The 26,477-nt window shown below is 57.4% G+C and carries 22 protein-coding genes; 18 read left to right on the top strand and 4 right to left on the bottom strand.

Annotated elements, in window-relative coordinates:
* Window positions 1-459 precede the first annotated feature (459 nt).
* From ACFSKT_RS06220 to ACFSKT_RS06160, 13 genes are all read left to right on the top strand, one after another.
* Window positions 460-1,839, top strand: a complete 1,380-nt coding sequence (locus ACFSKT_RS06220) for an ABC transporter substrate-binding protein (protein ID WP_377718128.1) — start codon at window positions 460-462, stop codon at window positions 1,837-1,839.
* Window positions 1,840-2,230: 391 nt separating this feature from the next.
* Window positions 2,231-5,146 carry an extracellular solute-binding protein gene (locus ACFSKT_RS06215; RefSeq protein ID WP_377718158.1) on the top strand — a complete coding sequence of 972 codons (2,916 nt, stop codon included), beginning with the start codon at window positions 2,231-2,233 and terminating at the stop codon, window positions 5,144-5,146.
* 111 nt (window positions 5,147-5,257) lie between these two features.
* The gene (locus ACFSKT_RS06210; protein WP_377718157.1) at window positions 5,258-6,130 is read left to right on the top strand and encodes a carbohydrate ABC transporter permease; all 873 of its coding nucleotides are present in this window, start codon (window positions 5,258-5,260) and stop codon (window positions 6,128-6,130) included.
* A gap of 4 nt (window positions 6,131-6,134) precedes the next feature.
* Window positions 6,135-7,001 carry a carbohydrate ABC transporter permease gene (locus ACFSKT_RS06205; protein WP_377718127.1) on the top strand — a complete coding sequence of 289 codons (867 nt, stop codon included), beginning with the start codon at window positions 6,135-6,137 and terminating at the stop codon, window positions 6,999-7,001.
* A gap of 12 nt (window positions 7,002-7,013) precedes the next feature.
* Window positions 7,014-8,474 (top strand): gluconolactonase, encoded by a 1,461-nt coding sequence (locus tag ACFSKT_RS06200; protein ID WP_377718126.1) that lies wholly within the window; start codon window positions 7,014-7,016, stop codon window positions 8,472-8,474.
* The gene (locus ACFSKT_RS06195) at window positions 8,464-9,084 is read left to right on the top strand and encodes a Yip1 family protein (protein WP_377718125.1); all 621 of its coding nucleotides are present in this window, start codon (window positions 8,464-8,466) and stop codon (window positions 9,082-9,084) included. The genes ACFSKT_RS06200 and ACFSKT_RS06195 overlap by 11 nt, the downstream gene beginning before the upstream one ends.
* 14 nt (window positions 9,085-9,098) lie before the next feature.
* Window positions 9,099-11,666 (top strand): DUF5696 domain-containing protein, encoded by a 2,568-nt coding sequence (locus tag ACFSKT_RS06190; protein ID WP_377718124.1) that lies wholly within the window; start codon window positions 9,099-9,101, stop codon window positions 11,664-11,666.
* The gene (locus ACFSKT_RS06185) at window positions 11,663-12,571 is read left to right on the top strand and encodes a carbohydrate ABC transporter permease (RefSeq protein ID WP_377718123.1); all 909 of its coding nucleotides are present in this window, start codon (window positions 11,663-11,665) and stop codon (window positions 12,569-12,571) included. Before ACFSKT_RS06190 ends, ACFSKT_RS06185 begins: the two co-directional genes overlap by 4 nt.
* A 21-nt stretch (window positions 12,572-12,592) precedes the next feature.
* Entirely contained in the window at window positions 12,593-13,588 is a 996-nt protein-coding gene (locus ACFSKT_RS06180) for a carbohydrate ABC transporter permease (RefSeq protein WP_377718122.1), read from the top strand.
* 49 nt (window positions 13,589-13,637) lie between these two features.
* A complete protein-coding gene (locus tag ACFSKT_RS06175; protein WP_377718121.1) occupies window positions 13,638-14,669 on the top strand; it encodes a glycosyl hydrolase in 1,032 nt (343 codons plus the stop codon).
* Window positions 14,670-14,759: 90 nt separating this feature from the next.
* On the top strand, window positions 14,760-15,743 hold the full coding sequence (locus tag ACFSKT_RS06170) for a phytanoyl-CoA dioxygenase family protein (protein WP_377718120.1): 984 nt from the start codon (window positions 14,760-14,762) through the stop codon (window positions 15,741-15,743).
* A 61-nt stretch (window positions 15,744-15,804) separates the two neighbouring features.
* Window positions 15,805-16,776: a glycoside hydrolase family 113 gene (locus ACFSKT_RS06165; RefSeq protein ID WP_377718119.1), complete on the top strand. Its 972-nt coding sequence runs from the start codon at window positions 15,805-15,807 to the stop codon at window positions 16,774-16,776.
* A 153-nt stretch (window positions 16,777-16,929) separates the two neighbouring features.
* Window positions 16,930-18,483, top strand: a complete 1,554-nt coding sequence (locus ACFSKT_RS06160) for a stalk domain-containing protein (RefSeq protein ID WP_377718118.1) — start codon at window positions 16,930-16,932, stop codon at window positions 18,481-18,483.
* Between the two features lie 92 nt (window positions 18,484-18,575).
* Here the strand turns inward: ACFSKT_RS06160 and ACFSKT_RS06155 are convergent, their stop codons facing one another.
* Entirely contained in the window at window positions 18,576-19,370 is a 795-nt protein-coding gene (locus ACFSKT_RS06155) for a YheC/YheD family protein (protein ID WP_377718117.1), read from the bottom strand.
* A gap of 179 nt (window positions 19,371-19,549) precedes the next feature.
* Between ACFSKT_RS06155 and ACFSKT_RS06150 the strand changes: the two genes are divergently transcribed.
* From ACFSKT_RS06150 to ACFSKT_RS06130, 5 genes are all read left to right on the top strand, one after another.
* Complete coding sequence (locus ACFSKT_RS06150; protein ID WP_377718116.1) at window positions 19,550-20,782, top strand: phenylacetate--CoA ligase family protein; 1,233 nt, start codon at window positions 19,550-19,552, stop codon at window positions 20,780-20,782.
* A 12-nt stretch (window positions 20,783-20,794) separates the two neighbouring features.
* Complete coding sequence (gene sbnA, locus ACFSKT_RS06145; protein WP_377718115.1) at window positions 20,795-21,790, top strand: 2,3-diaminopropionate biosynthesis protein SbnA; 996 nt, start codon at window positions 20,795-20,797, stop codon at window positions 21,788-21,790.
* Window positions 21,778-22,752 carry a 2,3-diaminopropionate biosynthesis protein SbnB gene (locus tag ACFSKT_RS06140; RefSeq protein WP_377718114.1) on the top strand — a complete coding sequence of 325 codons (975 nt, stop codon included), beginning with the start codon at window positions 21,778-21,780 and terminating at the stop codon, window positions 22,750-22,752. The genes sbnA and ACFSKT_RS06140 overlap by 13 nt, the downstream gene beginning before the upstream one ends.
* Window positions 22,753-23,006: 254 nt before the next feature.
* Window positions 23,007-23,336: a PadR family transcriptional regulator gene (locus tag ACFSKT_RS06135; protein ID WP_377718113.1), complete on the top strand. Its 330-nt coding sequence runs from the start codon at window positions 23,007-23,009 to the stop codon at window positions 23,334-23,336.
* Window positions 23,337-23,636: 300 nt separating this feature from the next.
* Window positions 23,637-23,861, top strand: coding sequence for a hypothetical protein (locus ACFSKT_RS06130; protein WP_377718112.1), 225 nt, complete (start codon window positions 23,637-23,639; stop codon window positions 23,859-23,861).
* A 122-nt stretch (window positions 23,862-23,983) separates the two neighbouring features.
* Here the strand turns inward: ACFSKT_RS06130 and ACFSKT_RS06125 are convergent, their stop codons facing one another.
* From ACFSKT_RS06125 to ACFSKT_RS06115, 3 genes are all read right to left on the bottom strand, one after another.
* Window positions 23,984-24,307 carry a hypothetical protein gene (locus tag ACFSKT_RS06125; protein WP_377718111.1) on the bottom strand — a complete coding sequence of 108 codons (324 nt, stop codon included), beginning with the start codon at window positions 24,305-24,307 and terminating at the stop codon, window positions 23,984-23,986.
* Between the two features lie 160 nt (window positions 24,308-24,467).
* On the bottom strand, window positions 24,468-25,514 hold the full coding sequence (locus ACFSKT_RS06120; protein ID WP_377718110.1) for a Gfo/Idh/MocA family protein: 1,047 nt from the start codon (window positions 25,512-25,514) through the stop codon (window positions 24,468-24,470).
* A 26-nt stretch (window positions 25,515-25,540) separates the two neighbouring features.
* Complete coding sequence (locus ACFSKT_RS06115) at window positions 25,541-26,428, bottom strand: sugar phosphate isomerase/epimerase family protein (RefSeq protein WP_377718109.1); 888 nt, start codon at window positions 26,426-26,428, stop codon at window positions 25,541-25,543.
* Between the last annotated feature and the right edge of the window lie 49 nt (window positions 26,429-26,477).

Below are 26,477 nucleotides of genomic sequence, written 5' to 3'. Positions count from 1 at the left end.
AACCCCGAGTAAAGCCAACCGTGGCCCATAGTTTACAGTTTTAAGTCTTAGAACTTTAACACCCACTGAAGCTTTGTCCGCGAGGACAAAAGCGTGCCAGCTCGAAGCAACCCGCCGACCGCGAACAAACGTGCCTGCACGAAATAGGGAGTCCAGAGGGCGAAGTCCTTTGGTTCCCCTCAGCGGAGGGGGAAGGGGGAGGAATTAACCAAACAAGAATAACAAAAAGAAAACAAAATCATAAGATTTGTTGCTTTGGTAATTGACGGTAATAAAAGACGGTGTTATGATTGTTTTGCAAACAGCACATTATCACGGTGGTGATGAGAACCTAAAATCGTTAATTTGTAAACGCTTACTTGAAAACGGTTACTTTGGGGGATTTGGCCGCTGCGTATAGCCCAATAAGCTGTAATCGGTGCCAAGAGCAACACGATAACAATAATGGGAGGCTTGACAATGAAAAAATTGAAAGGGCTTTCAATCCTGTTTATCGCAATGATGTTGGTCACAACCGCTTGCAGTGGCGGCAGCAATAATGGCGCTAACAATGCCGGGACGAACGCGCCTAAGAACAATGCGGGCAGCGAAGGTACGGCGACGAACGAGCCGGCCAAGGAAGAGCCGGTCAAGGAAGAACCGCCTGCGGCGATCGATCTCGGCGGCCGGACGATTAAAGTCGCGGCTTGGTGGGACCAGAAGCCGGCGGGCAACACGGCAGGCGAGAAAGCGCGCCTCGATAAGCTTGCGGAGCTGGAGAAGCAGTACAACTTCAAATTCGAATTCATCAATGTCCCGTTTGAACAATACATGGATAAAGTGACGACGTCGACGCTCGCCGGCGAGCCGTTCGCGGATATCGCGATCATGGAGCTCAAGCGCGCGATCCCGCTGGTGAAGCAAGGGATCATCCTCCCGGTCAGCGAATTCACGTCGGCGACGGACGACATCAACAACGAGCAGAAGCTGATGCAGAAGCTGCCCGCCATGGGGGGCACCGAGTACGCGTTCGGCACGCCGGGCGTACAGATCGTCGGCACGTACTACAACCGCGACCTCGTGAAGAAGCTGGGCTTGCAGGATCCGCAGGAGCTGTACAACGCCGGGCAGTGGACGTGGGATAAATTCCTGGAGCTTGCCAAGGCCGCGACGCGCGACACGGATAACGACGGCAAGAACGACACGTTCGGCTATGCCGGCTGGCCGGTCGACGCGGCCCGTCACTTCGGCGTGACGAACAATGCGATGTTCGTGAACGAAGACTTGACCATGGGGATGACGGATCCGAAATTCGCCGAAACGCTGGAGTTCGTCAACCGCCTGTACAACGTGGAGAACGTCGTTAAAGTCAAGACGGGCAACAAAATGGATTGGAACGAAACGAACACGTTCAAAGACGGCGACGTCCTCATGTCGATCAACTATGACTGGAACGTGGCGGATCTGACCTTCGAAGTCGGCGTCGTTCCGAACCCGAGCGGTCCGAACACCGACAGCAAGCATACGTATGCGAACACGGCCCAGAACGGCTGGTTCATGCTCAAAGGCGTGAAAGACGCGCAGACGGTCTACTCGATTTGGGAGCAAAGCTTCGACGTGCCGCCGACCGAAGAATACTTGGGCCAGGATTGGCTGGAGTCCCGCTTCAAGAACCAAGCCGACATCGACCTTGCGCTGAAGAGCGTGAACGGCACCGGCCGTCTGGCGGTCGAAGAGGGAATCCCGGACTTCCCGATCTATGCGGTCATGGACGAAGTCATCCTGCAGAACCAATCGGTGTCCGCAACGATCGAGAAGCATAAGGCAGCCGCCGAAGCCGCGCTGCAAAAAGTAAAATAATCATCACAGCCGTTCGCGCAGCAGACGGTAAATAGCGGAAGGGGTGTGCGGTTACGAAGCACATCCCTTTTTTTGCGCGGTCGGCAAACAGAACCTAAAGGGAACAAAGCGGTTGGATGGAATGCGACACCCGAGATCGGAAGCCGGGGGAGAAAAACGAATTGTTTTTGACAAAATTCGATCGCGAATGGCAAATAACCGCTCATTTTATAATAACAAAACAATAACAAACTAATAAAGTTTCATTGACTGTTGTTTGGTTCAGTGATACGATCTTTATGTAATGTAAGCGTTTACCTAACCAAGTCTATTCATCCGCTCGGGTGTAAAAGGCGCCACGCCAAGTACGCGTCGCGAAAGCTTATTAGGGGGGCTTGAATTGAAGGGGACTATGAAAACAGCGCTCACGGCCTTGAGCACCGTCTTGGCGCTAAGCTTGCTGATATCCGGCAGCCGAATATCGGCAGAGAGCCCAACCAACGAGACGAAGATGGCCAGCGCGAATTTGTCCGCGGACGAGGAGCTTTTCTCCATGATTCAAGGCAAAGGGGGGTATGCGGCTTATGCCGCGAAATATGAAAGCGCCAGTCGCCCCGATCGTGAAATCATCATCGAGGCTGCCGCATACGACGCCGCCTCCGGAGAAGGCTTCGAGAAGCTCGACAATTATGAAGGCCAGAGCGGCGTCTCGCTGAAGACAGGCGAGAGCGGGCAGGTCGAATGGGTCGTCGACGTGCCGGAGACGGGACTGTACCACGTCTCGCTGCTCTACTATCCGATCGAAGGCAAGAGCTCGAGCATCGAGCGTTCGTTCCTGATCGACGGCGAAGCGCCTTTCGAAGAAACGGCGTATCTGCAGTTCGACCGCGTATGGGGCAACGAGTTCGAGAAGGTGCAGCGGGACAATCGCGGCAACGACCTGCGGCCGCGGCAATCGGAGAAGCCGGGATGGCGCGAGACGCTGTTCAAGGATTACGAGGGTTACTTCGAGCAGCCGTTCCAATTTTATCTGACGGCCGGCCGTCATACGCTCACCTTGGTTTCGCAGCGCGAGCCGATGGTGATCCGCCAATTGAAGCTTTTCCAGTATAAGGAGCCGGCTTCCTATGAAGCAGCGCTGGCTGCTTATCAGCAAGAAGGCATCCAGGAAACCGAAGATATTCTGGTGACGGTGCAAGGCGAGGATGCCCTTGTCAAATCGTCCCCGACGCTGTACCCGCAGACGGAACGTTCCAGCCCTGCGGTCACCCCGTACAGCCCTTCCGAGGTTCGCGTCAATACGATCGGGGGCTACAACTGGCGCGTCCCGGGCCAATGGATCGAATGGGAGGTCGAGGTGCCGGAGACGGGACTCTATAAGCTGGGCTTCAAAACGCAGCAAAATTTCGTGCGGGGCATCTATTCGACGCGCAGATTGCTGGTCAACGGCGTCATCCCGTTCAGCGAAGCGCAGCGGGTGCCGTTCCGATACAAGAGCGGTTACCGGATCGATGTCCTTGGCGGCGACGAACCGTACCTCGTCAAGCTGAACGAAGGGAAGAACGTCATCCGGCTGGAGAATAACCTCGGCGATTTCGCGCCGCTGATCCGGTCCATCGAAGAGAGCCTGTTCAACTTGAACAGCCTCTACCGCAAAATATTGATGATAACCGGCACCGCGCCCGACCAATACCGCGATTATCGCGTCCATGTGCGGATTCCGAATCTGCTCGATACGTTCAAGGCCGAGAGCGACAGGCTCAAATTCGTCAGCCGGGAGCTTCGCCGTCTATCGGGCGGAAGCAGCGACTCCGAAGCGCTGCTGAAGACGATGTACGTGCAGCTCGACGAGATGATCGACGAACCGGACACGATCCCGCGCCGTCTTACTTCCTATAAGACGAATACGGGAGGTCTTGGCACATGGCTGCTGCGGACTCGCGAGATGCCGCTGGAGATCGACGAGATCTACGTCGCCTCGCCGGAGAAGAAATTCCCGCGCGGCGGGCTCGGATTTTTCTCCGAGCTGAAGCATGAGATTAGCACGTTCGCGTACTCGTTCTTCATCGACTACAATTCGATCGGCAATGTCGCCGAAGACGGCGATCAGCGTTCCGTCACGGTCTGGATCGGCTCGGGCCGCGACCAGGCGAATACGCTCAAGGCGATGATCGACGAGACGTTCACGCCGCAGACCGGCATTAATGTCAATTTGAAGCTGGTGCAAATGCAGACGCTGCTCCCCGCGACGCTGGCCGGTCAAGGACCCGATGTAGCGATGCAGATCGGCAACGATATTCCGGTCAACTATGCGATGCGGAACGCGGCCGCGGATCTGACGCAATTCGGCGATTTCGAAGCGGTATCGGAACGGTTCCGCCCGAGCGCGCTCGTCCCGTATACGTACGAGAGCGGCGTGTACGCGCTGCCGGAGACGCAGACGTTCAATATGTTGTTCTACCGCAAGGACGTCTTGAACGAGTTGGGACTGAAGATCCCGCAGACGTGGGACGATGTCTCCAATTTGCTGGCTATCTTGAATAAGAACCATATGGAGTTCGGTCTGCCGCTCGTGCTGAACCCGACCTACCCGGGAGAGAACCTGCCGCCGAATTCGATCTACGCGGCCTTGCTGATGCAGAACGGCGGTCAATTCTACCGGAATGACGGCAAGGAATCGGATCTCGATTCCCGCATCGGCATCGAGACGTTCAAGCAATGGACGGAGTTCTACACGGATTACAAGCTGGAGCGGGAGTTCGATTTTGCGAACCGGTTCCGCACCGGCCAGATGCCGATCGGCATCGCGGATTATACGACCTATAATCTGCTCACCGTATTCGCGCCGGAAATTCGCGGCATGTGGGGCTTCGTGCCGATCCCCGGAACGCCGAAGCCAGACGGCACCATCGACCGCTCCGTCTCAAGCGCGGGCAGCGGCACGATCATGCTGAAGGGCGCCGAGGACAAGGAAGCCGCGTGGGCATTCATGAAATGGTGGACGTCCGCGGACACGCAGACGCAATTCGGCCGCGAGATGGAAGGGCTCCTCGGCGCATCCGCCCGCTACCCGACCGCCAACATCGAGTCGCTCGACAGCTTGCCTTGGCCGGTTGCCGAGTACGAGAACCTGAAGGCCCAGTTCGACTATGTCCAAGGCATTCCGGAAGTGCCAGGCGGGTATTTTACGGGACGCCACCTGCTCAATGCCTTCTATAAAACCGTGGTCAGCGCCAATACGGAACCGCGCGAAGCGATTGTCGATTACGTCCAGTTCATCCAGGACGAGATCAAAGCCAAACGCAAAGAGTTCGGCCTTCCGGAATAAAAGGGGGGGACATACGTGTCCAATATCACGATCGAGCGCAAGAAGCAGCAGCCGGCGGGAACCGGCAAACCGACGCGTTCCCGGACATGGTGGGCCGTCCAGAAGCAGGAAATGAAGAAGAAGAAGCATTCCTATATTCTGATGGCGCCGTATATGCTGTTGTTCGCGGCCTTTACGATTTTGCCCGTGCTCATGTCCATCTTCATCAGCTTTACGTATTTCAACCTGCTCGAATTTCCGCGCTTTATCGGCTGGCAGAATTACTCGAGGTTGTTCCTGGAAGACGACGTGTTCTTGACGGCGATCAAGAACACGCTCCTCTTCGCGGCCATTACCGGACCGGTCAGCTATATTGCCTGCTTCATCTTCGCCTGGATCATCAACGAGCTCGGACCGAAGCTTCGCGCGTTCATGACGCTGGTCTTCTACGCGCCGTCCATATCCGGCAACGTTTATTTTATCTGGCAGATCATTTTTTCCGGGGACCGGTACGGCATCGCCAACGGCCTGCTCATCAAGCTCGGCTTCATTCTGGAGCCGATTCAGTGGCTGAAGACCGAGAAGTACATTCTGCCGATCCTCATCCTCGTGCAGCTCTGGCTGTCGCTTGGGACCGGCTTCCTCGCCTTCATTGCCGGGTTGCAGACGGTCGACAAGACGCTGTACGAAGCCGGCGCGGTAGACGGCATACGCAATCGCTGGCAGGAGCTCTGGTATATTACGCTGCCGTCCATGAGACCTCAGCTCATGTTCGGCGCCGTCATCCAGCTGACGACATCGCTCGCCGTGGCGGACGTATCGATCAACCTGGCCGGATTCCCGAGCGTCAACTATGCCGCGCAGACGATCGTCACGCACTTGATCGACTTCGGCACGATCCGCTTCGAGATGGGATATGCCTCCGCGATCGCGACCGTGTTGTTCGTCATCATGCTCGGCGCGAATCTGGTGATCCAACGACTTCTCAGGAAGGTAGGGGACTAATCGCATGAATTTCATTCTTACGATGCGCAAAAAGCGGGTCAACCGGTCCTTTATGGGGAGTTTCGCCTTATTCGTCATGCTGGCGGTCGTCGGCGCCTTCATGGCGCTCCCGCTCATCTATGCGATCAACTCGGCCTTCAAGCCGCTCGATGAAATTTTCCTGTTCCCGCCGACTCTGTTCGTGCGCAACCCGACGCTGACGAACTTCGTCGATCTCATGACGCTGCTCGGCCAGTCGTGGGTCCCGTTCTCCCGCTATATCTTCAATACGTTCTTCATTACCGGGATGGGCGTCATCGGACACGTCATCTTGGCGTCGGCCGCCGCTTATCCGCTTGCGAAGCATGTGTTTCCCGGCAAGGCGCTCATGTTCCAGACGGTCGTGCTGTCGCTCATGTTCACCGGCGCCGTAACGTCGATTCCGAATTACATGATCATGTCGTGGCTCGGCCTCATCGATACCTACTGGGCGGTGATCGTCCCGGCATTCGCCTATCCGCTCGGCCTATATCTCATGAAGCAATTCATGGAACAGCTGCCGGACTCGCTGCTGGAAGCGGCCAAGATCGACGGGGCGAGCGAATACCGCATATTCTGGCAAGTCGTCATGCCCAACGTCAAGCCGGCCTGGCTGACGCTCGTCATTCTGTTGTTCCAGCTGCTCTGGGGGACGGACGGCAACGGATTCATCTACAGCGAGCAATTGAAAACGCTTCATTATGCCTCGGGCCAAATCATTCAAGGCGGGATCGCCCGCGCAGGCGTCGGCGCAGCCGTCGCGTTGATCTTGATGAGCGTGCCGATCACGCTGTTCGTCTTCTCGCAAAGCCGCATTATCGAGACGATGGCGACATCCGGCATGAAAGATTAGGGGGGACCGTCCGTGAGATTACAAAAAGCGATCGTGCTGGCGGCGATCCTCTCGATGCTCGCCGCCCTAGCGGCGCCGACCGCCTCGGCCGCCACGCCATATGAAGCCTATACCTACAATTTTTATGAAGAATCGGTGCCGCTGCCCGCGCCCTATGTGCCGGAGCAAGCCGTCACGGGACAAAGTCTTGGCGTCGGCAGCTTCAATCAGCCGAATGACCTCTTCATCACAGAGGATGGGTTCATTTACATTCTGGACAGCGGCAATGCGCGGATCATCGCCCTTGACCGGCAGTGGCGGGTACTTCGGACGATCGATCACTTCGAGCTGGACGGGGCGGAGAACAAGTTCGCCAATCCATCGGGGATTTTCGTCTCGGAGGAGAAGGAGATCTACGTCGCGGATACGGATAAGGGGCGCGTCGTCATCCTGACGAACGAAGGCGAGCTCATACGCATCGTCGACAATCCCCAATCGGAAATTTTGCCGCCCGACTTCAAATTCGTCCCGCTCAAGGTGACGGCCGACAAGGCGGGCCGGATCTTCGTCGTCGCGCGCGGCATGTACGAGGGCATCATGCAATTCGACGAGACCGGCCAGTTCATGGGTTACGTCGGCACGATCAAGGTAACGGCGAACCCGGCCGACCGGCTGTGGCGGGCGCTTGCGACGGATGCGCAGCAAGCGCAGATGCAGCTGTTCATTCCGACGGAATTCGCCAGCGTCGATATCGACCGCAAAGGCTTCGTCTATGCGACGACGATCGATATCAATTCGACCGAAACGATCAAACGGCTGAACCCTTCCGGGCAGGACGTGCTGAAACGATTCGGCGAATACTCGCCGCGAGGCGATATCCGTTACCGGATGCTGGGCAACAACTCGGGCCCGTCCAAACTTGTGGACATCAAGGTGCTTGGCGGCGGCATGTATGTCGCGCTCGATTCGCTGCGCGCCCGTCTGTTCACGTACAACGACGAGGGAGAACTATTGTATGCCTTCGGCGGACGAGGAACGCAGCTTGGCGTCTTCAATACGCCGGTCGCGGTCGAACGGGTCGCGGATCGACTGGTCGTGCTCGACCGGGGCAAGAACAATATCGTCGTCTTCCAGCCTACCCGATTCGGCGAGCTGGTGACCGCGGCGACAACCGAGCATTATAACGGCAATACCGACCAATCCGTCGGCATATGGCGAGAAGTGCTCCGACTGAACTCGAACTTCGATATCGCATATCGGGGCATTGGACGCTCGCTGCTTATGCAGAAGAAAAACAAGGAAGCAATGGCGTATTTCAAGCTCGGCATGGACCGCAAATATTATTCGACGGCCTTCAAGCGATACCGCCGCGAAGTCATGCAGGAGCAGTTCGGCAATGCGATGACGACGCTCATGGTGCTTCTCTTCGCCTTCGTTGCCTATCGGATCGCAAGGAAAGTCAGGGTGAGAAGGAGTGAGAGACGTGAAGCATGATTTCGTGAAGTTTCCCCTCCATGTCATCGTCCACCCGTTCGACGGGTTCTGGGATATGAAATACGAACGCAAGGGCAAGGTCCGGGTCGCGCTGACGATCCTCGCGCTGTTCATCCTGACGCTCATCCTGCAGCGACAGTTCTCGGGCTTCCTCGTCAACTTCAACGATCCGCGGAACTTGAACAGCGTGAACGACATCATCTACACGCTGCTGCCGTTCCTGCTGTTCTGCGTCGCGAACTGGTCGATCACGACCTTGATGGAAGGCGAGGGCAAATTCAAGGAGATCGTCATGGCGACCGGCTATGCGATGCTGCCGCTCATCCTGATCAATCTCCCGATGACGTTCGTCAGCCGCATCATGGTGCAGGAGGAGACGGCCTTCTTTTATTTGATGAACAGCTTTGCCGGCATTTGGTTCATCTATTTGCTGTTCGCCGGCATTATGACCGTGCACCAGTATACCGCCTCGAAGACGGTCATCACGCTGATCCTGACCGTCATCGCCATGGGGATCGTCGTCTTTCTGGGCACGCTTGCGCTTAGCCTTGGCGCTCAGATTTGGTACTTCGTCTATGATATCTACCGCGAACTCATTTTCCGGACGTAAGGGGGACAGCACCAGTGAACAAGAGAAAGAAACTTTATGCGGTGCTGGCTGGTATCGCGGTAGTCGGAATCGGCGCCATGCTCTACGTTACGCTGACGAGAGGTGCGCCGGCGATTCACGTTTCCGCTTATGAGGGGGAGGCGCCGATCCCGGCTGCGGCCACCGAACCCCGGTTTCTGCCTGGCAGCGCCGTTCCGGGCATGAAGCTTGCGGCCGAGACGGAGGCCCTGGCCATGTATGTCCATGAAGAGACAACCGAGCTTGCCGTGGTGGACAAAAGGAGCGGCAAGGTTTGGCGCACCAATCCTGCATCGAGGAACGAAGACGCGAAGGCGTCTCCCGTCGAGAAAGAACGGCTATCTTCTCAGGTGACCGTCAACTACCGCGACCGCATCGGGACGCTAGGGACGTTCACGAACTATGCGCAGTCGGTCGCGAACAAGCAGTTCAAGCTCGAGATGATCGAGGGCGGGCTTCGGCTGACGTACACGATCGGCGATATGTCGCTGGGCATCGACGCGCTGCCGAAATACATCAGCACCCAGCGGATGGAAGAGAAAGTGCTTAGCCAGCTGGATGACCAGACGAAGGTGACGATCAATCGGGCGTACCTGCCTTCGGAGACCAAACCGGACGTCATGGAACGGCTCGATACCGCGGTGGAACGCCCGCTCGTCCTGCAGCGCGTGCTGGACGCATTCGCCAAGGCAGGCTACACGGAAGAGGATCTCGCTATCGATAATGAAGCGAACGGCATCGGCGCAGGCGGCGAGGAGAAGCCGAATTTCACCGTCGTTCTCGAATACCGTCTGGACGGCGACAGCCTCCTTGTGAACGTGCCGGCCGCGCAGATTGCGGAAAGCCAAGGATTCAAGATCCGCAACCTCGAGCTGCTGAACTTCTTCGGCGCCGCCGGGACAGATGAGCAAGGCTATATGCTGGTGCCGGACGGATCCGGCGGCCTGATTCATCTCAACAACGGCAAATCGAATGCCGAAGTCTATGCGCAGCGCGTCTACGGCGACGATTATAACGACAACAGCGGCCGGCGCGGCCAAGTATCGGAGAGCGCGCGCTTGCCGGTATTCGGTCTCAAAGCGGGCGACGGCGCCTGGTTCGCGCAAATCGAGAAGGGCGAAGCGATTGCGTCCATTACGGCCGATATCGGCGGACGGCAAAATTCGTTCAACCACGTTCATGCCAGCTTCGCTCTTCGCGGGGAGGACGAATTGGAGCTGTACAAGGGCAATGAGGTCGACGAAATTCAGCTCTTGTCCGAAGCGCGTTACACCGGAGACATACAGATTCGTTACGGCTTTCTTGCCGGTTCGAATGCCACCTATGCCGGCATGGCCAAGATCTACCGCGAGCGGCTTGCCGCGCAAGGCCATCTGACCGCGATCGAAGTCGAAGACGGCTTGCCATTCTTCGTGGATGTGCTTGGCGCGGTCGATAAGCGCAAATCGTTCCTTGGCGTGCCGTACAAGGGGATCGTGCCGATGACGACCTTCCGCCAGGCCGGCGAAATCGCGGATCTGTTAACGGACAAAGGGATTTCCAACGTGCAGATGCGATATCTCGGCTGGTTTAACGGCGGCATGAAGCATACCGTTCCTTCCGATATCGAGCTGGAAGGGAAGCTTGGAAGCAAGTCGGAGCTCCGCCAGCTGGCGGAGAAGCTGGAGGCGGCCGGCGGGCAGCTGTTCCCGGATACGGCCTTCCAGCACGTGCTGCGTGACAGCTACGCGTTCAAGCCTGCCTCCGATGCGGCCCGGTTCATTACCCGCGAGCAAGCAGCGCGGACGCCGTACAACCGCGCGTTCAATACGATGGATTACGACTTGGGCGTCTACTGGCTGCTATCGCCTGCCAAGCTCCCGTATTTCGTCGATCGCTTCATGGCCGACTACGACGATTACGACATCGATGCCGTCGCGCTCCGCGATCTCGGCGATCTGCTCCATGCCGACTACCGCGTCAGCCGGGTCATCTTCCGCGACACGGCCAAGAACATCGTGAAGGAGCAGCTCGGTAAGCTCGAGCAGCGATTCCCGAACCTGCTGTTGACCGGCGGGAATGCGTACGCGCTTCCGTACGCCGATCAGCTGATCAACGTGCCGATGGAAGGCAGCGGCTTCAATATCGTCGATGAGACGGTGCCGTTCTACCAAATGGTCATTCACGGCTATGTGGATTATGCGGGCTCGCCAATCAACCTCAGCGATGAGCAGGATCTCCAAGACCAACTGCTTCGGTCGGTCGAATACGGCGCGGCGCCGCACTTCCTGTGGTCGCACGAATCGTCCTCCGAGCTGAAATTCACGGCGTACGACGCGATGTTCTCTACCGCATACGCCAGCTGGATCGAGGAGGCGGCCAAGATGTACGCCAAGGCGAACGAGGCGCTCGGCGGACTGCGGACGCAGCCGATCACGGATCGCATCGTCCATGGAGAAGGCGTCGTCGAGGTCCGCTACGGCAACGGGGACGCGGTATACGTCAACTATACCGACCAGCCGGTGACGATTAACGGCACAAGGGTAGAAGCGAAAAATTTCACGGCGGGGAGTGAGGGCAATTGACCAAGAGAAGTTTCACACTGACGCTGACGCGGAAGCGGGCGCTCCTCGGGATCCTCTTTATCCTGCCGTGGCTGCTCGGATTCCTCTTCCTGTTCGTAACGCCGTTCCTGCAGTCCGTCCGGTTTAGCTTCAGCGAGCTGAACGTGGCGCCTAGCGGCTATGAATTAAGCTTTATCGGCCTCGATAATTACACGAGCGCGCTTCGCGTCGATCCTAACTTTAACCGGATCTTGACGGAGTCCGTATCCGAGATGGCCTACAACGTGCCGATGATTCTGTTCTTCAGTCTGTTCGCGGCCACGCTCCTGAACTCGAAGTTCAGGGGCCGGGCGCTCGCGCGCGCCGTGTTCTTCCTGCCCGTCATTCTCGCTTCGGGCGCGATCGCGGAGGCGCAGTCGGCCGGCTTGATCCAGCTGACGGGCAGCTCCCAGATCGCGCAGGAGCTCGGCGAACAGCAGAACGGCTTCGACCCGATGATTCTCGTGAGCATGCTCGGCAACGGCGGCATTCCGCTCTGGTTCATCGAGTATATCGTGACGGCCGTCAACCGGATTTACGAGATTATCCGCGGCTCGGGCGTCCAGATTCTCATTTTCCTCGCCGCGCTGCAGTCAGTGCCTACCACGATGTACGAGGTCGCGAAGATGGAAGGCGCGACCGCGTACGAGTCGTTCTGGAAAATTACGTTCCCCATGGTCAGTCCGCTCATCTTGACGAACGTCATCTATACGATCATCGATTCGTTCGCCGACAGCCAAGTGACGCAGTATATCTATGAGACGGCGTTCACGTCGCAGAATTTCGGACTTAGCGCCGCGATGGCTTGGATGTATACGCTCGTCGTCAGCCTTATTCTGGTCGTGGTCGGCTTCTTCATTTCCAGAAAAGTGTTCTATTACAACTGATTGTCGGAGAGGGGGAAGAGCATGTCCGCCAAAATACCGGAAAACGAAGCGGTCCTGCTGCGGTATCAGCGTGCGCGAAACAAAGGCGGCGAGCTGCTGTGGTCGATCTTTCGCTACATTTTGATTCTCGGAATATCGTTCGTCATCCTGCTGCCGATTATGAAGCAAATCTCCGTCGCGTTCAAAGATCCGCTCGATATTTACGACCCTACGATCTATATGATACCTGTGAACTATACGATGGAGAACATCAGGCTGGCGATGGAGATTCTGGATTACTGGCCGCTTCTTCAGAACACCCTGCTGTTCGTCGTATCGACGACGCTGCTCGCCACCATCTCTTGCGCCTTGGCGGGTTACGGCTTCGCGCGGTTTACCTTTCCGGGCAGCAATGTGCTGTTCGCGCTCGTCATTCTGACGATTCTGATTCCGTCCAGCACGCTGATGGTCCCGATGTACCTGCACTTCCGGGAATTCGACGTGCTGGGACTCGTCACGCTGTTCACGGGCAAGGCAGGCGTCAATCTGCTGAACACGTATTGGCCTTCTCTCATTACTTCGGGATTGGCCATCGGGTTGAAAGCGGGGCTGTTCATCTATATCTTCCGGCAGTTCTTCCGAGGATTGCCGAAGGAAATCGAGGAATCGGCGCTCATCGACGGGGCAGGGGGCATTCGCACCTTCTTCGCGATCATGCTGCCGAACGCGGTTCCGCCGATCATTACGGTGCTGCTGTTCTCATTCGTCTGGCAGTACAACGACACGTTCTATACGTCCCTGTTCATGAGCGACAGCAATCTCATGGCGGTGAAAATCGCGTCGTTCCCCGCAGACGTCAATCAATTCCTGCCTCGTCTGCTCGGCATCGAAGGGACGGAGGCGCGGGCGGATCCGAACCATGTCTCGATGATCGTCGATACCGGCATTCTGCTGACCATCGCGCCGCTCATCGTCTTGTACCTGTTCGTCCAGCGTTACTTCGTCGAGAGCGTCGAGCGCACCGGCGTCGTTGGTTAATCGATAAGGCAGCACGCCAAGACTCCAAACAGGGAAGAGGGCATAAGCAATGAGAAAGCATGCGCAAGGGAGATTCGCCGTCGAACCGAAGCTGATTAATCCGAAAGCAAGCGACAACGCCAAACGGCTGATGGCCTACTTGTGCAGCATCTACGGCACGCGGACGCTGACCGGCCAGCAGGTCGGCGTCGTCTCGACGCCCGAGATGGAGGTGATTCGCCGCGCAACCGGCAAGTACCCGGCGGTCGGCGGCTTCGACTTCATGAACGATTCGCCGTCCCGCGTCGAACGCGGCTCCGTGCCGACCGATACGCCGCTTGCGATCGACTGGTGGAGAAGCGGCGGCATCGTCACGTTCTGCTGGCACTGGAACGCGCCCAAGGATTTGATCGATGAGCCGCCGGATAACGGATGGCACCGGGGCTTCTATACGTCGGCCACGACCTTCGACATCGCGGGCGCCATGAACGACGACACATCCGAAGACTATGCCCTATTGATGCGCGATATCGACGCGATCGCCATCCAGTTGAAGCGGCTCGAGGAAGAAGGCATCCCCGTGTTATGGCGTCCGCTGCACGAGGCGTCCGGCGGTTGGTTCTGGTGGGGGGCGAAGGGGCCCGAGCCTTGCATCAAGCTGTGGAAAATCATGTATGACCGGCTGACGAATCGGCACGGACTGAACAACCTGATCTGGGTATGGAACGGCCAGCACCGCGACTGGTATCCCGGCGACGACGTTGTCGATATCATCGGCGAGGACATCTATCCGCCGGAGCGAACCTATGTGTCCAACGCCGAACGGTTCCGCCAAGCGCTTGGCTATACGGCCGCGAACAAATTGATCGCCTTGTCGGAGAATGGACCGCTGCCGGATCCCGATCGCATGGCCGACGAGGGAGCGCCGTGGCTGTGGAACTGTACCTGGTACGGCGGCTTCGTATGCAGCCAAGACGCAAGCGGGGCATGGGACGTCGGCGAGCAGTACACGGAGCGGGCGATGCTGCTCAAGTATTACGCGCATCCGCTCACGGTGACGCGGGACGAATTGCCCGATCTAACCACTTATTCGATAAGCTAAACGGCGCGCAGCAGCGAATGCTGGAGTGGGCGGCGAGGCAGGGAAGCAGGGTTCTAAGGCAAATACTTCATCTAACGGAGGAAACGGTCCATGACATATAAAGTGCTGACGGAAGAGCAGGTCGAGCATTTCATTGAGAAGGGCTGGGTCAAATTGGAAGGCGCTTACGCCCGCCAAGACGCGCTGGAGGCGCAGGATTTCCTGTGGACGGAGGTAGAGAAGCGCAGCGCAGTGCGCAAGGACGACCGCGCGACCTGGACGGAGCCCTTGGTGCAGATTAACGAGGTGTTCATGACGCCGGCCTTCGCCCGCTGCAACACCGAGCGGCTCGGCGACGCCATCGAGGATCTGATCGGCCATGGACGTTGGGCGAACCGTACCGTGTACGGCGAGACGGAGAAGCTGAGCGGGTTCGGTTGGTGGCCCGTCAACTTCTCCCTGGACGCGGATAAGCCGTGGACCGTTCCGCTGCGCGGCTGGCATTGGGACGGCATCCACTTCAAGCATTTCGTCGACAGCCCGGAGCAGGGGTTGCTCTGTCTGTGCCTGTTCTCCGACGTCGGGCATCAAGGCGGCGGCACGTTCATCGTGGAAGGCTCGCACAAGGTGGTCGCCCGATTCCTGGAAGGCTACCCGGACGGATTGGAGATCGGGGAAGCGATCGGCAAGCTCAATCGCCAGCATCCGTATTTGCGCGAGCTGACCGGCGCGGATGCGCGGAAGGACGAGGCGGCCGCCGCGATCGAGGACGCCCCGATTCCAGGAACCGGGACGCCGGATGGGATGTCCGCGGAGAAGATCGCCCAAGCGCGGATCGATACGTTCATGAACGAGGACTATATCGATGCGGACGGCTTCACGCTGCGCGTGCTGGAGACGACGGGCAGGGCAGGCGACGCGATTCTGTGCCATCCTTTCCTCTACCATTCGTCCTCCCAGAACATGATCGGCGTTCCCCGGTTCATGTGCAACCGCACGACGCCGGTCATCGAGCGGCTGAATCTGAAGCGGGAGGACGAGGCGGAGTATTCGCCGCTCGAGACGAGCATCCGCAGGGCGCTTGAACGTCAATAGAACGGAATTCGAAGGGTGAAAGGCCGAACGCGGCTGCAGCATCATAGAAACGAGGGACGGCATGGAGCGATTATTCATCAAAGGCATGACATGGGGCTGGAGCGCAAAGCGCGGGGACTACCGGACGGAAGCCGCGGCGGACTCCATGCGCAAGCTGCGCGAAACCGGAAGCGAATGGATCGCGCTGTCGTTTTGGACGTGGCAGGATACGGTGCATGCGACGCAGATTCCGTTCGATTACGGCTATACCGTAACGGACCGCGATATCGAAGCCGCCGTGCGCGAAGCAAGGAAGAACGGGCTGAAAATTTGCCTGAAGCCGGTCGTCAATTCGAAGGACGGCCTCTGGCGTGCCCATATCGGGTTTCCGGAGGAGGATAACGGGAGTCCCTCCTACTGGGATCGCTGGTTCGAATCGTACACGAATTTTCTAGTCCATTACGCGGAGCTGGCGGAGGAGCTGGGCTGCGAGATGTTCTGCGTCGGCTGCGAGATGGTCAAGACCGAGTCGCAGACGGCCAGATGGACGAAGACGATCGCCCGCGTAAGAGAGGTGTACTCGGGCCCGCTGATCTATAATGCCAACCATGGCAGCGAAGAAGGCGTGGCGTGGTTCGATCTGGTCGACGTCATCGGCACGAGCGCGTATTATCCGGTCGGCAGCGTGCCGGGCGATACGGAAGAGAACATGATCGCCAATTGGCTCCCGGTCCGAGACAAGATGGAACGGCTGCATCGGAGATTCAACAAGCCGGTCGTCTTCATGGAGATCGGTTGTCGCAGCGCGCATGGCTGCGCCACGATGCCCTGGGATTTCACGCGCCGGGATCTGCCGTTCTCCGAGGAGGAGCAGGCTAACTTCTATAGCTCCGTCATGCAGGTATTCTGGGATCAGCCCTGGTTCGGCGGGTTCTTCTGGTGGGACTGGAGCGTGAACCTGTACCCGCTTGCGGAAGCGAAGACGAATCGCGGCTTTGACGTATACGGCAAGCGCGCGGGCGAAATTCTGACGCAGTGGTATACAGAAAGGTAATACAGCGGTGCCCCGGAGCGATCCGGGGCATTTTTTTTCGCGGATGCGAAGACTGTTGTTCCGAATGAGCGGCCGGCTGATCGATTTGCCACCTTACTCAATCCGTGCTACTATTTCTCCAGTCATAGCATCCACATATTAGGAGGTTCAATCGTGATAAAGAAATTGCTCTTGACGGCCGCACTGCTGACAAGCAGTGTCGGTTCCCCGCATCCTGCCGCGGCAGCCGAAACGTTGGCCCCCCAACTGGACGAGGCAATCATACTTAGCGTAGGCAGCTCGAAAGTATACGTGAACGGCACGCTAGGCCGAATCGGGGACAGCGGCCAAGACGCGGCGCCATTCGTGGATCAAGGGACGACGCTCGTCCCGCTGCGTTTCGTATCCGAGAAGTTGGGCGCGAAGCTAACATGGGCACCCCAGACTCGAGAAATCAAGCTGCAAGCCGGCACCGATACCGCCACGATGCGGGTCGGCGAACGCGCGCTTCGCATCAATGACCGGACGATCACGATGAATGCGCCCAGCCAGACGCGGAATGGCGTCACGTTTCTGCCGCTTCGGCATGTGGTGGAGGATGTGCTGCGGCAGCAGCTTTATTACAAGAGCGGGATCATCGTCATCAGCCAAGAGCCGATCATGATTTCCGAGAATGAGCTGGCCGAGCTTGCGAACGTGCTGAAGCCGCGCGTCGTCTTCAGCGGCGGAGAGGACCTCATCTACGTGTATGGGGACGGAACTAGCGCGCAGCGCTCCTTTGGCGGCTCGATTGGACCCGGGCTTCATCATGCCGCCGACGGGGATGGCGAGCATTTCTACGTTTCGGAGAACAATTTCTCGGCTAATTACGAGCGCATATACAAAGTAACGGCTGACGGCGAGATCGCGAAGAAGCTCCAGTTTGACTCGGAGGCCCAAATGGAATTCATCCTGGCGCAAGATGGCGACCAGTATTATAACGCGAAGGGCAGCATCGTTCGGATCAAGGGCGACGATGGCGCAAACCGCAAAGTCCTCGGGAAAGGCCGGCTGCATGAGGAGGCGGTTTACATCCGGGGCGGCGTAGTCTGGTTTACAGATTACGACGATGAAGGGTATGCGATTTACAAGCTTCAAGACGGCAAGAAGACGAAGCTTTCCGGCAACGATGCCTTTCTGAAATTCGGCGCGGGCAATTGGCTTTACTATACCCATTACGAGAATAACCGCCAAGCGCTCTATCGGATGTCGGTGGACGGAACCCAGAGAACGAAGCTATCCCGGGAAGCCGATGTGGCGCACGCCATCCCGGTCCAGGACGAAATCTATTTTATCGACGGCACCACGCAATCGCTGCGGAAAATGTCGCTGGACGGCTATCGCCAGCAAGGGGTGCTCAAGCTGGCAAGTCCGGGAATCGGCATCTTCGCGGGAGATAACGGCCGCATCTTCGTCACCACGGAGAATCAGCAGCCCATAGGTTCGAGCCAATCGCTCATTCAAGTGGATCCGGTAACGGGCGCGAAGCGGCAGCTGGCGTCGGCGGCGCTGGATTTCGATTATGGATGGGTGCGCATCGCGAATGTGAAGACGGTCGGCGAATATGTTAGCTATTCGATCGGCAACGAGGTTTTCGTGGTGAAGCACGACGGCTCGACCCGCCATAAGGCAGGTACGCTGGCCGGGGGAAGCTCGCGGAAGCCGATGAGCGTGCGTGTGAATTTTTAGCTGTGAATTTTTAGCATGGAGTCATGAAGACAGCATAAGCCCATCGCGAGGACGAAAGATCGCGACGGGCTTATGCTGTTTTTCTAACCATGCTAAGGCGACGGTGCCCTACGGGCTTTCATGCAATGCAAGTCGTACGTTTGTCCGTGCGCCTTGGCGTACCGTAAAATTTTGCGGAGCATGGAGGCGTCCGGTACCTTCGTGAACGGGCAAGGATCGGGATTGGTGTTGACCTCCAGCATCCAGGGCCGATGCTTCCGGTCGACCGCAATATCCAGTCCGAACACGTGAAGAGCGGGATCCGACTGGCTGAGCAGCCGCGCGGTTTGGAGGGAGATGACCTCCATCTTCCGGATGAGCCGGTGCGCCTTTCGGGTACCCGACGCGCGCTGGAGCAGCTGTACGGACGGATAGATCGTTCCGCCCTGACTGCCGTTCGTAACGATCTTCTTCGGGTGAGCAAGCCGTGCGACGGTGCCGGTGCATTCCCACTGGCCGCGCGGGTTACGCTGTACCATGACGCGAAAATCAAACGGACGCCCGAGGTGCCTCAGCATATCGATGCCTCGTTGAACAAGATAAGGTTTGGCTCCGACCCGGCGGCGAATGGAGGCGTACATGGACGCGAAGGAAGAGAAGACATGCTTCGCCTTGCCGTCTTGATAACGGTATTCCTCGCCGCGGATCCGTTCAACCCGCATGACCCCGATGCCTAGCGCGCCAATGGTCGGTTTGATATAAACCATGCCGTATTGCTCGAGCATGCCGGAGAGACTCTTCCTCGACATCGGAACCGTCCTTGGAACGTACCTTGCCAGTTCGCGGTCTTTCCGTATAATGGTGGTTTTTACGAGCTTGCTGATCAGCTTCGTTCGTCTAGGTTTCATGGCCACCGCTCCTCTTCCGTAAATCCCAACTTTCACTGCCCCCATAGTTTACGAGCGCGGCGCATCCGGGGTGAATCGTTGTCCGCCCAGACCAAGAAACCGTTACGGACGCCCGTTTCATGAACCGTGCGCGGTTGAAGCTCATAGAGTGAACGAACGGCTGAGAACGGGGGCTTCCTATGGACGCTGATCAAGAATTGGTAGAAAAGCTTCGTCAAACCAGGCTTCTGTTTCCCTGGTATGAATCACTGATCGCTCCGCCGGCGGACAACGGCGAATTCCTCTTTTCGCGCAGGCTGGAGGAGCTGCCGCTTATGACCGCGGAGGTGCTGGAGCGCTACTATTATGCCGCCAATGAGCCGTTCGCCGGACGCACGGATATCTATTGCTATAAGACGAGCGGCACGAGCTCGGGACGCAGAAAAAGCATCTATTATTCTGCCGAAGATGAAGAACGGTATTTGGCGATCAAATTAAACGTCGTTCGCACGATTCTCGCGGATTCGAACCTGACCAGGGCGATGGCGGACATGGGGACGGGTCATGCGGCCGCGACGGCGGAGGCCGTGTTCAGACAGCTCGGCATGGAGGTGGAGTCGATCCCGTTTCAGCTGCCGATCGAGCAGCATGTGGAACGGCTTGCCGCGTTCCGCCCCGAGGTGCTGTACACGATGCCCTCCATACTAGACCGGATTTTGATGGCTTCGCCGGACCCCGGTCGTTATGGGATTCGTAAAGTCATCCTCGTCGGCGAAGCGGCTCCGCCTTCCTGGCAGCAGCGCGCGGCCGAGCGCCTGGGCCTACATCCGGACGCAATGACGGATACGTATGGCTCCATTGAGATCGGGACGATTGCGCGCTACGATCATGCGCTCGGCAGATACGTCTTGACGGAAGGGCTGATCGCGGAAGGCTTGCGGGCGGAGGAAGCGGGCATCGGTGCGACCGAGCTCGGACCTGACGAGCGAATCCTTGTCTTGACCTCTACCGTACGCGACTTGTTTCCGGCCATTCGTTTCGTGACCTATGACGTCGTCCGCGATTTCGAACCCATCGTCGTGAACGGCGAAACCAGGGCGAGCTTCAAGAGCCTTGCGAGACGCGTCGGTCACGAGCTGAAGCATGGGGAGAAAATCAGCGTTTACGATATCGAGGAGGCCGTCTACCGCCACGTTCGCGATGCCGCTATTCGGGTGGTGGCGAAGGACAATGCGCTGACGGTGCATATTTTGGGCGAAACGATTGCGCCGGACGTGCTGGAGGCGATCAAGCGGGACATCGCGGGGAGCATCCCCGAGATCGGCGTCATGATCCAAGGCGGAATGCTGCAGGAAATCCGTGTCATCACGGGCGTCTTCGATGATGCGGTCCATCGTCAAGCGATCAAAGGAAAGAAGATCCATAAGGCATAGGGGAGTGTCGGGATGAATACAGCGGAGGGCATCTTTCAATACGTAGGCAACACCCCGTTAATGCCGCTTCGCCGCTTGTACGGCGGACTGCCTTTCCAGGTTTACGCCAAGCTTGAATTCATGAATCCGGGCGGAAGCGTGAAAGCCAGGCCGGCTCTCTACATGATTCAAGAGGCGATTCGGCGAGGCGATATTAATTCGAAGTCAGTGGTGATCGAATCGAGTTCCGGCAATTTGGGCATTAGCCTGGCGCAAATTTGCGGCTATCTCGGCTTGCGTTTCATCTGCGTCGTCGATCCGCGCACGACTGATCAGCATAAGGCAATTATTCGCAGCTATCACGGCGAGATCGATCTCGTCACGGAACCGGATCCCGACACGGGGGAGTTCCTGCCAGCGCGCATCCGAAGAGTGAACGAGCTGCTTGCCCAAATACCCGGAAGTTACTGGACGAATCAGTATGCGAACCCGGACAACTACCGGGCGCATGCCAACACGACCATGAAGGAAATCGCGACAGCCTTGGAACGCCTCGATTATTTGTTTTGCGGCGTTAGCTCCTGCGGCACGGTTCGCGGCTGCATGGAGTATGTCCGGGAGAAGGGGCTGAAGACGAAGATCGTGGCGGTGGATGCGGTTGGAAGCGTTATTTTCGGCGGGGAGAAAGGGAAACGGCGGTTGCCGGGGCTAGGGGCGGGCATCGTCCCGGGTCAATATCGGCCGGATATGGCCGATCAAGTCGTGGCGGTCACAGACCTGGAATGCATGCAGGGCTGCAGGGAACTCGTCCGCGCCGAGGCGATCTTGGCCGGCGGCTCCTCCGGCGGCGTCGTGGCGGCCATTCGCAAGCTGGCCGATTCGATTCCGCCCGGCTCGGTCTGCGCGGCGATTCTTCCGGATAGCGGCGAACGGTATTTATCGACCGTCTACGATGACGAATGGGTGGAGAAGGAATTAGTCGCGGGCCCGTCTGAGCCGACTGCAGGTGTTCGACCATGCGATATGTGAACGATGCGCATATTCGGGAGCTGGGGATCGATTGGCACGAGCTGATAACCGTGATCGAGCAAGTCGTCCGAACGATCGACGCTGGGGATTATGCGCAGCCGCTCAAGCCGTATTTGCGGTTCGGCGATCCGGCTAACCGGATCATCGCGATGCCGGCTTACGTCGGCGGCGGGGTCGTCATGTCGGGGATCAAATGGATCGCCAGCTTCCCGGGGAACCATCGGCACGGGCTGCCTCGGGCGCATTGCGTCGTCATCTTGAACGATCCGGTGACGGGCAAGCCGGCGGCCTGCTTCGAGGGCGGCCTGCTCAGCGGCTTGCGCACGGCTGCAGTCAGCGGGTTGATGATACGGCAATACATGGCGGTTCGGGGAGCAGCAGCTGCTCGAAAGGTCGGCATTGTGGGCTGGGGTCCGATCGGCCGGCTGCACGCGGCAATGGCCAAGGACGTGCTGGGCCCGGCGCTCGAGCGCATCACGGTGTTCGACCTGAATGGGGTCGACCCGGATACGATCGATTCCGCACTGCGGCCCTTCATCGAAGTCAACGATGGTTGGCGTGCGCCATTCCGGGAATCGGATGTGTTCATGACGACCACGGTGGCTAAAGAGCGCTACATCGATGAAGCGCCAGCCGACGGGAAGCTGCTCCTGAATATCTCGCTGCGGGATTACCTGCCGGAGAGCGTGCGCGCCGTACGCGCCGTCGTTGTCGATGATTGGCATGAGGTATGCCGGGAGAATACCGATATTGAACGGCTTCATCTCGACCATGGCCTGAAGCAGTCGGATGCGCTGACGATCGCCGACGTCGTATGCCGGGGCAAGCTCGCAGACTACGGGCCGGAAGACGCCGTGTTTTTTAGCCCAATGGGGCTCGCGGCCTTCGATATCGGGATTGCCGCTTACTTCCTGCGCAAGGCGGGGGTGCGCGGAATCGGAATTGATCTGCCTTCGGAATGAGGCGACCGTCTACGATGAAGACCAAGAGCTCGCTGGCGAGCTCTTGGTCTAGTTGGCATGGGACGCGATGCAGCGATACGACCCTTTCAATCGCAGATATATGCGGACCACTCGCTATCCAGCAGTTCGGACCCAAACCGCGGCAGTGCCAATCGCCTGGCGGCTTCGGACAACTCGGTAACCTCATAAATCCAAAATACTACATCGACGGTAACAGTAGTATGGCGTATGATACGGACAGGGAGGTGAGCAGCATGAGCGAGAACAAAATCACATCCGACCTGTTGCGCGGCCATACGGACACGATGATTTTACGGCTCTTGTCCGAAGCGGATCGATACGGCTACGAAATAACGAAGCTGATCGCCGAGCGTTCGGGCGGCGAGTATGAATTGAAGGAAGCGACGATGTACTCCAGCTTCCGCCGGCTTGAAGCGGACGGCGACATCGAGTGGTACTGGGGCGACGAATCACAGGGCGGACGGCGCAAGTATTTTAGGATAACATCGAAGGGGAAGGATACATACGCCCGCAACCTGAGCAATTGGGAATATGCCAAGCGCGTACTAGAAAACTTACTATAAGGGGTTATAATCCTCATTCGCAGTCATTCGGCGAGGTTGGGGTGACTCCGATTAGAACATACAAAAAAGAGTACAAAAGAGGGCATTTCCCGTCTACTTGTACTCTTTTTTCAATCCGATGCGATAAATCGCCTTACTCAGAATTGAAAAAATATCCATTTTTTCAGAAAAGTTTCAGGAAAAAGCTTGAACAATGGTAAACCCTGTAGTAATTTAATAGAGGAAGTTGCGCAGAACAGTCTTCTGTATGCTAAATCTATTCCAAGTATGAAATGGGACAAATCCGAGGAGGAAACGAACATGGAGAAAATGGAATCGATGTGCATGAACATGATGATGACGATGTGTATGGAAGACATGATGAGCAAGATGACCTGTATGAAAACGATGATGAACACCATGAGCGAGATGAACATGACCGACAGCATGGACATGAAAGCCATGATGATGAAAATGCAGCAATGCGATGAAATGATGACCTCGATGATGGAAGCCATGCGCAATATGGAGCAGGTAGCCAAGTAATTCGCTTCTTCTGCCAGGGCAGAACAGACCGCTGTATGCCACGGAGAACACAATTTTATCATTGCATGATTCTAGGCAGAGCGGTTGACCGCATGCCTTTTTTTATTGTGAAGATACACCTCTCAACCGTGAATGCGCCGCATCACATCAATGCGCTCAATCTTCAGATCCCATACTTGCTCCTGAATCTGCTCGTTCTCCGTCTGGTCCTGGTTCGCCTTCAGCTTCTCGTACAGCTCCAGCATGCGCCGGTTAATCTCATCGAATCTGCGCCACAGACCCTGGGTCATTCGATAATGAATCTCCATGGCCGAATGGCGCTTATATTCCCGAAGGGTCTGCAGCAGTTCCTGCTCCCACTCTTGATCTTGAAGCCGTTTCGCCATATTCAAGAGATCCAGATAGTCATCCACCCAGGCCTGTTCCCAATTATTCCGCGTTGTCATTGACATCTGTCCCCCTTAACGATTGGCATTTTTAATATACCAAGTATTATACCCGGATTAATTAGTTTTTTCAACGTTTTTTCGTCTTTTCCGTGAGGCGAAAGTGAATAAGGGGTCTGGCTTCGGATTTACTCCAAGCCAAACCCCTTATTAGTAGAAGCTATTGCTCCATAAATTCCTGGATGCTTACTTTCCTTCCCGTGCTCGCACTCTCGAGCGAAGCCAGCACCATCGCCATGCTGTACCGGTTATCCCGGCTGTCCGTCTCTGCCGGACGTCCTTCTTCCAACGAGGCGAACATTTCGTCGAGACAGCCGTGATGGCCGTAACGCAGCTGCTGCGTACCTTCGGCGCTTCCTTCCACGCGGATCGTTTCCTTCATGAACTTCCCGGCTTGATCCTTGTCCGCGACAACTTCGGCATAAGGCGCGCCATGACCGTCCCAGATCGCCGTTCCAATCTCCCCGGTGATGCGCCATTGGGCTTCCCATGAAGTCGGCGCACCTTCCGCGCACCAAGAACCGCGATAATTGAAGATCGAACCGTCGGACATTTCGAAAATGCAGACAGCCGCCGCATGGCCTGCATACCAGGAGCCGGGAGGGTTAAACTCCTGGCAATAGACGGATACCGGATCCGCATTCAGGATCAGCCGCGCTTGGTCGAATGTATGAATCGCCATATCGAGCAGGAGGGGGCTTGCCATCGCATCGCGGAAGCCGCCGAAATGCGCCCCGATGAAGAAGTCTGCCCCCGCGAATCCGGGCTTGCCGATCGTTCCGGATGCGATCAGCTCGCGCAGCGAACGGATACGCGGGTCGTAACGGCGGTTCTGCATGACGGCATGAGCCTTGCCCGTCTGCTCCGAGATCTGCACGATCTCGTTGCATGCCGCCATCGTCTCCGCCAGCGGCTTCTCCCCGAATACATGGCACCCCATTCGGAGCGCCGTGCTGCTAATCTCATAGTGGCTGGCCGGAATGGTGACGTCGAATACCAAATTCGCGCCGGTTTGCTCGATCGCTTGCGCAAGATCGGTGAAGACGGGGCAGGCAAGACCTTTGCTCTCTCGCTTGGCGATCGCGAACTCTTCCTTAATATCCACCAGCGCGACGATCTCGGTATCCGGCCGCTGCAGCGCATAATCGATCCAGATATTCGACATGCCGCCGCAGCCGGCTACCACTACATTATAGGTTGCCGTCATCGTTGTTCGTCCTCCTCTTAGATCCATTACGCCGGGTTCGGTACGAAGCTCCCGCCTCGGCACTGCTTCAAATAGTTGAGCGCATGCACTTGGCCGGTCATCTCCAATTCGCCGCGATAGACCGGGTCATGCCAGCCTTCGATATCGATTGTCCCTTGATAATTCGCCTGTCTGAGGATCGTAATGATGTCGGTCCAATTCGTGTCCCCGAAGCCTGGCGTCCGATGCCATACGAACGGTTTGGGCCCATGGATCCCGTACTCCTTCACGATATCCCAAGCGATCGTCGCGTCCTTGCCATGGACGTGGAATACTTTATGCACCCATTTGCGAAGCTGCGGGATCGGATCGATCAAGGACACCATCTGATGACAAGGCTCCCACTGCAAGCCGATATTGTCCGACGGGATAGCGCCGAACATCATTTCCCACGCCGTCGGGTTATGGGCGATGTTCCAATCGCCGGATTCCCACGTTCCGCCCATGTCGCAGTTCTCGAAGGCGATGCGGACGCCTTGGTCGGCCGCTCTTCTCGACAGTTCGCCGAACACCTTCGCATACTGCGGGATCGAGGCTTCGATCGATTCGCCCGTCAGCCGTCCCGTGAATCCGGAGACGATATCGGTGCCGAACAGATGCGCATGGTCGATCAGACGCTCCCAGCTCGCCCGTGTATCCGCATTATCGCCGGCGCCCGTCAGCGGATTGCCGAAAATGCCGAGCGTCGAGATGATGAAACCGTATTCATCTTGAAGCTCGCGAATTCGCTTGGCGGTCTCGACGAGATCGGTCGTGCCGGTCGTCTGCCAGAAGGTTAAGCTGAAGGATTCGAAGCCATGAGACGCGATCTGGGGAATGACGCGAACAGCGTCGCCGCCGCCTACCAGCGTACCGATGCGCAATTGATTCGTCATCTTGATTATCACTCCTATTTTGGCATATGGCGTACCTAAGCAACTTCAG

Origin of the sequence: Paenibacillus xanthanilyticus (assembly GCF_042682185.1) — a bacterium.
Classification (GTDB): Bacteria; Bacillota; Bacilli; order Paenibacillales; family Paenibacillaceae; genus Paenibacillus_Z; species Paenibacillus_Z xanthanilyticus.
Note: the sequence above shows the minus strand (reverse complement) of the source record. Positions and strands in the feature narration are given on the sequence as shown.

Coding starts and splice junctions, on each gene's coding strand:
- ACFSKT_RS06135 (WP_377718113.1), top strand. CDS start 23,007: ATGAGCGAGAACAAAATCACATCCGACCTGTTGCGCGGCCATACGGAC.
- ACFSKT_RS06115 (WP_377718109.1), bottom strand. CDS start 26,428: ATGACGAATCAATTGCGCATCGGTACGCTGGTAGGCGGCGGCGACGCT.
- ACFSKT_RS06130 (WP_377718112.1), top strand. CDS start 23,637: ATGGAGAAAATGGAATCGATGTGCATGAACATGATGATGACGATGTGT.
- ACFSKT_RS06220 (WP_377718128.1), top strand. CDS start 460: ATGAAAAAATTGAAAGGGCTTTCAATCCTGTTTATCGCAATGATGTTG.
- ACFSKT_RS06215 (WP_377718158.1), top strand. CDS start 2,231: ATGAAAACAGCGCTCACGGCCTTGAGCACCGTCTTGGCGCTAAGCTTG.
- ACFSKT_RS06180 (WP_377718122.1), top strand. CDS start 12,593: ATGTCCGCCAAAATACCGGAAAACGAAGCGGTCCTGCTGCGGTATCAG.
- sbnA (WP_377718115.1), top strand. CDS start 20,795: ATGAATACAGCGGAGGGCATCTTTCAATACGTAGGCAACACCCCGTTA.
- ACFSKT_RS06210 (WP_377718157.1), top strand. CDS start 5,258: ATGAAGAAGAAGAAGCATTCCTATATTCTGATGGCGCCGTATATGCTG.
- ACFSKT_RS06120 (WP_377718110.1), bottom strand. CDS start 25,514: ATGACGGCAACCTATAATGTAGTGGTAGCCGGCTGCGGCGGCATGTCG.
- ACFSKT_RS06175 (WP_377718121.1), top strand. CDS start 13,638: ATGAGAAAGCATGCGCAAGGGAGATTCGCCGTCGAACCGAAGCTGATT.
- ACFSKT_RS06170 (WP_377718120.1), top strand. CDS start 14,760: ATGACATATAAAGTGCTGACGGAAGAGCAGGTCGAGCATTTCATTGAG.
- ACFSKT_RS06165 (WP_377718119.1), top strand. CDS start 15,805: ATGGAGCGATTATTCATCAAAGGCATGACATGGGGCTGGAGCGCAAAG.
- ACFSKT_RS06140 (WP_377718114.1), top strand. CDS start 21,778: ATGCGATATGTGAACGATGCGCATATTCGGGAGCTGGGGATCGATTGG.
- ACFSKT_RS06155 (WP_377718117.1), bottom strand. CDS start 19,370: ATGAAACCTAGACGAACGAAGCTGATCAGCAAGCTCGTAAAAACCACC.
- ACFSKT_RS06125 (WP_377718111.1), bottom strand. CDS start 24,307: ATGACAACGCGGAATAATTGGGAACAGGCCTGGGTGGATGACTATCTG.
- ACFSKT_RS06150 (WP_377718116.1), top strand. CDS start 19,550: ATGGACGCTGATCAAGAATTGGTAGAAAAGCTTCGTCAAACCAGGCTT.
- ACFSKT_RS06205 (WP_377718127.1), top strand. CDS start 6,135: ATGAATTTCATTCTTACGATGCGCAAAAAGCGGGTCAACCGGTCCTTT.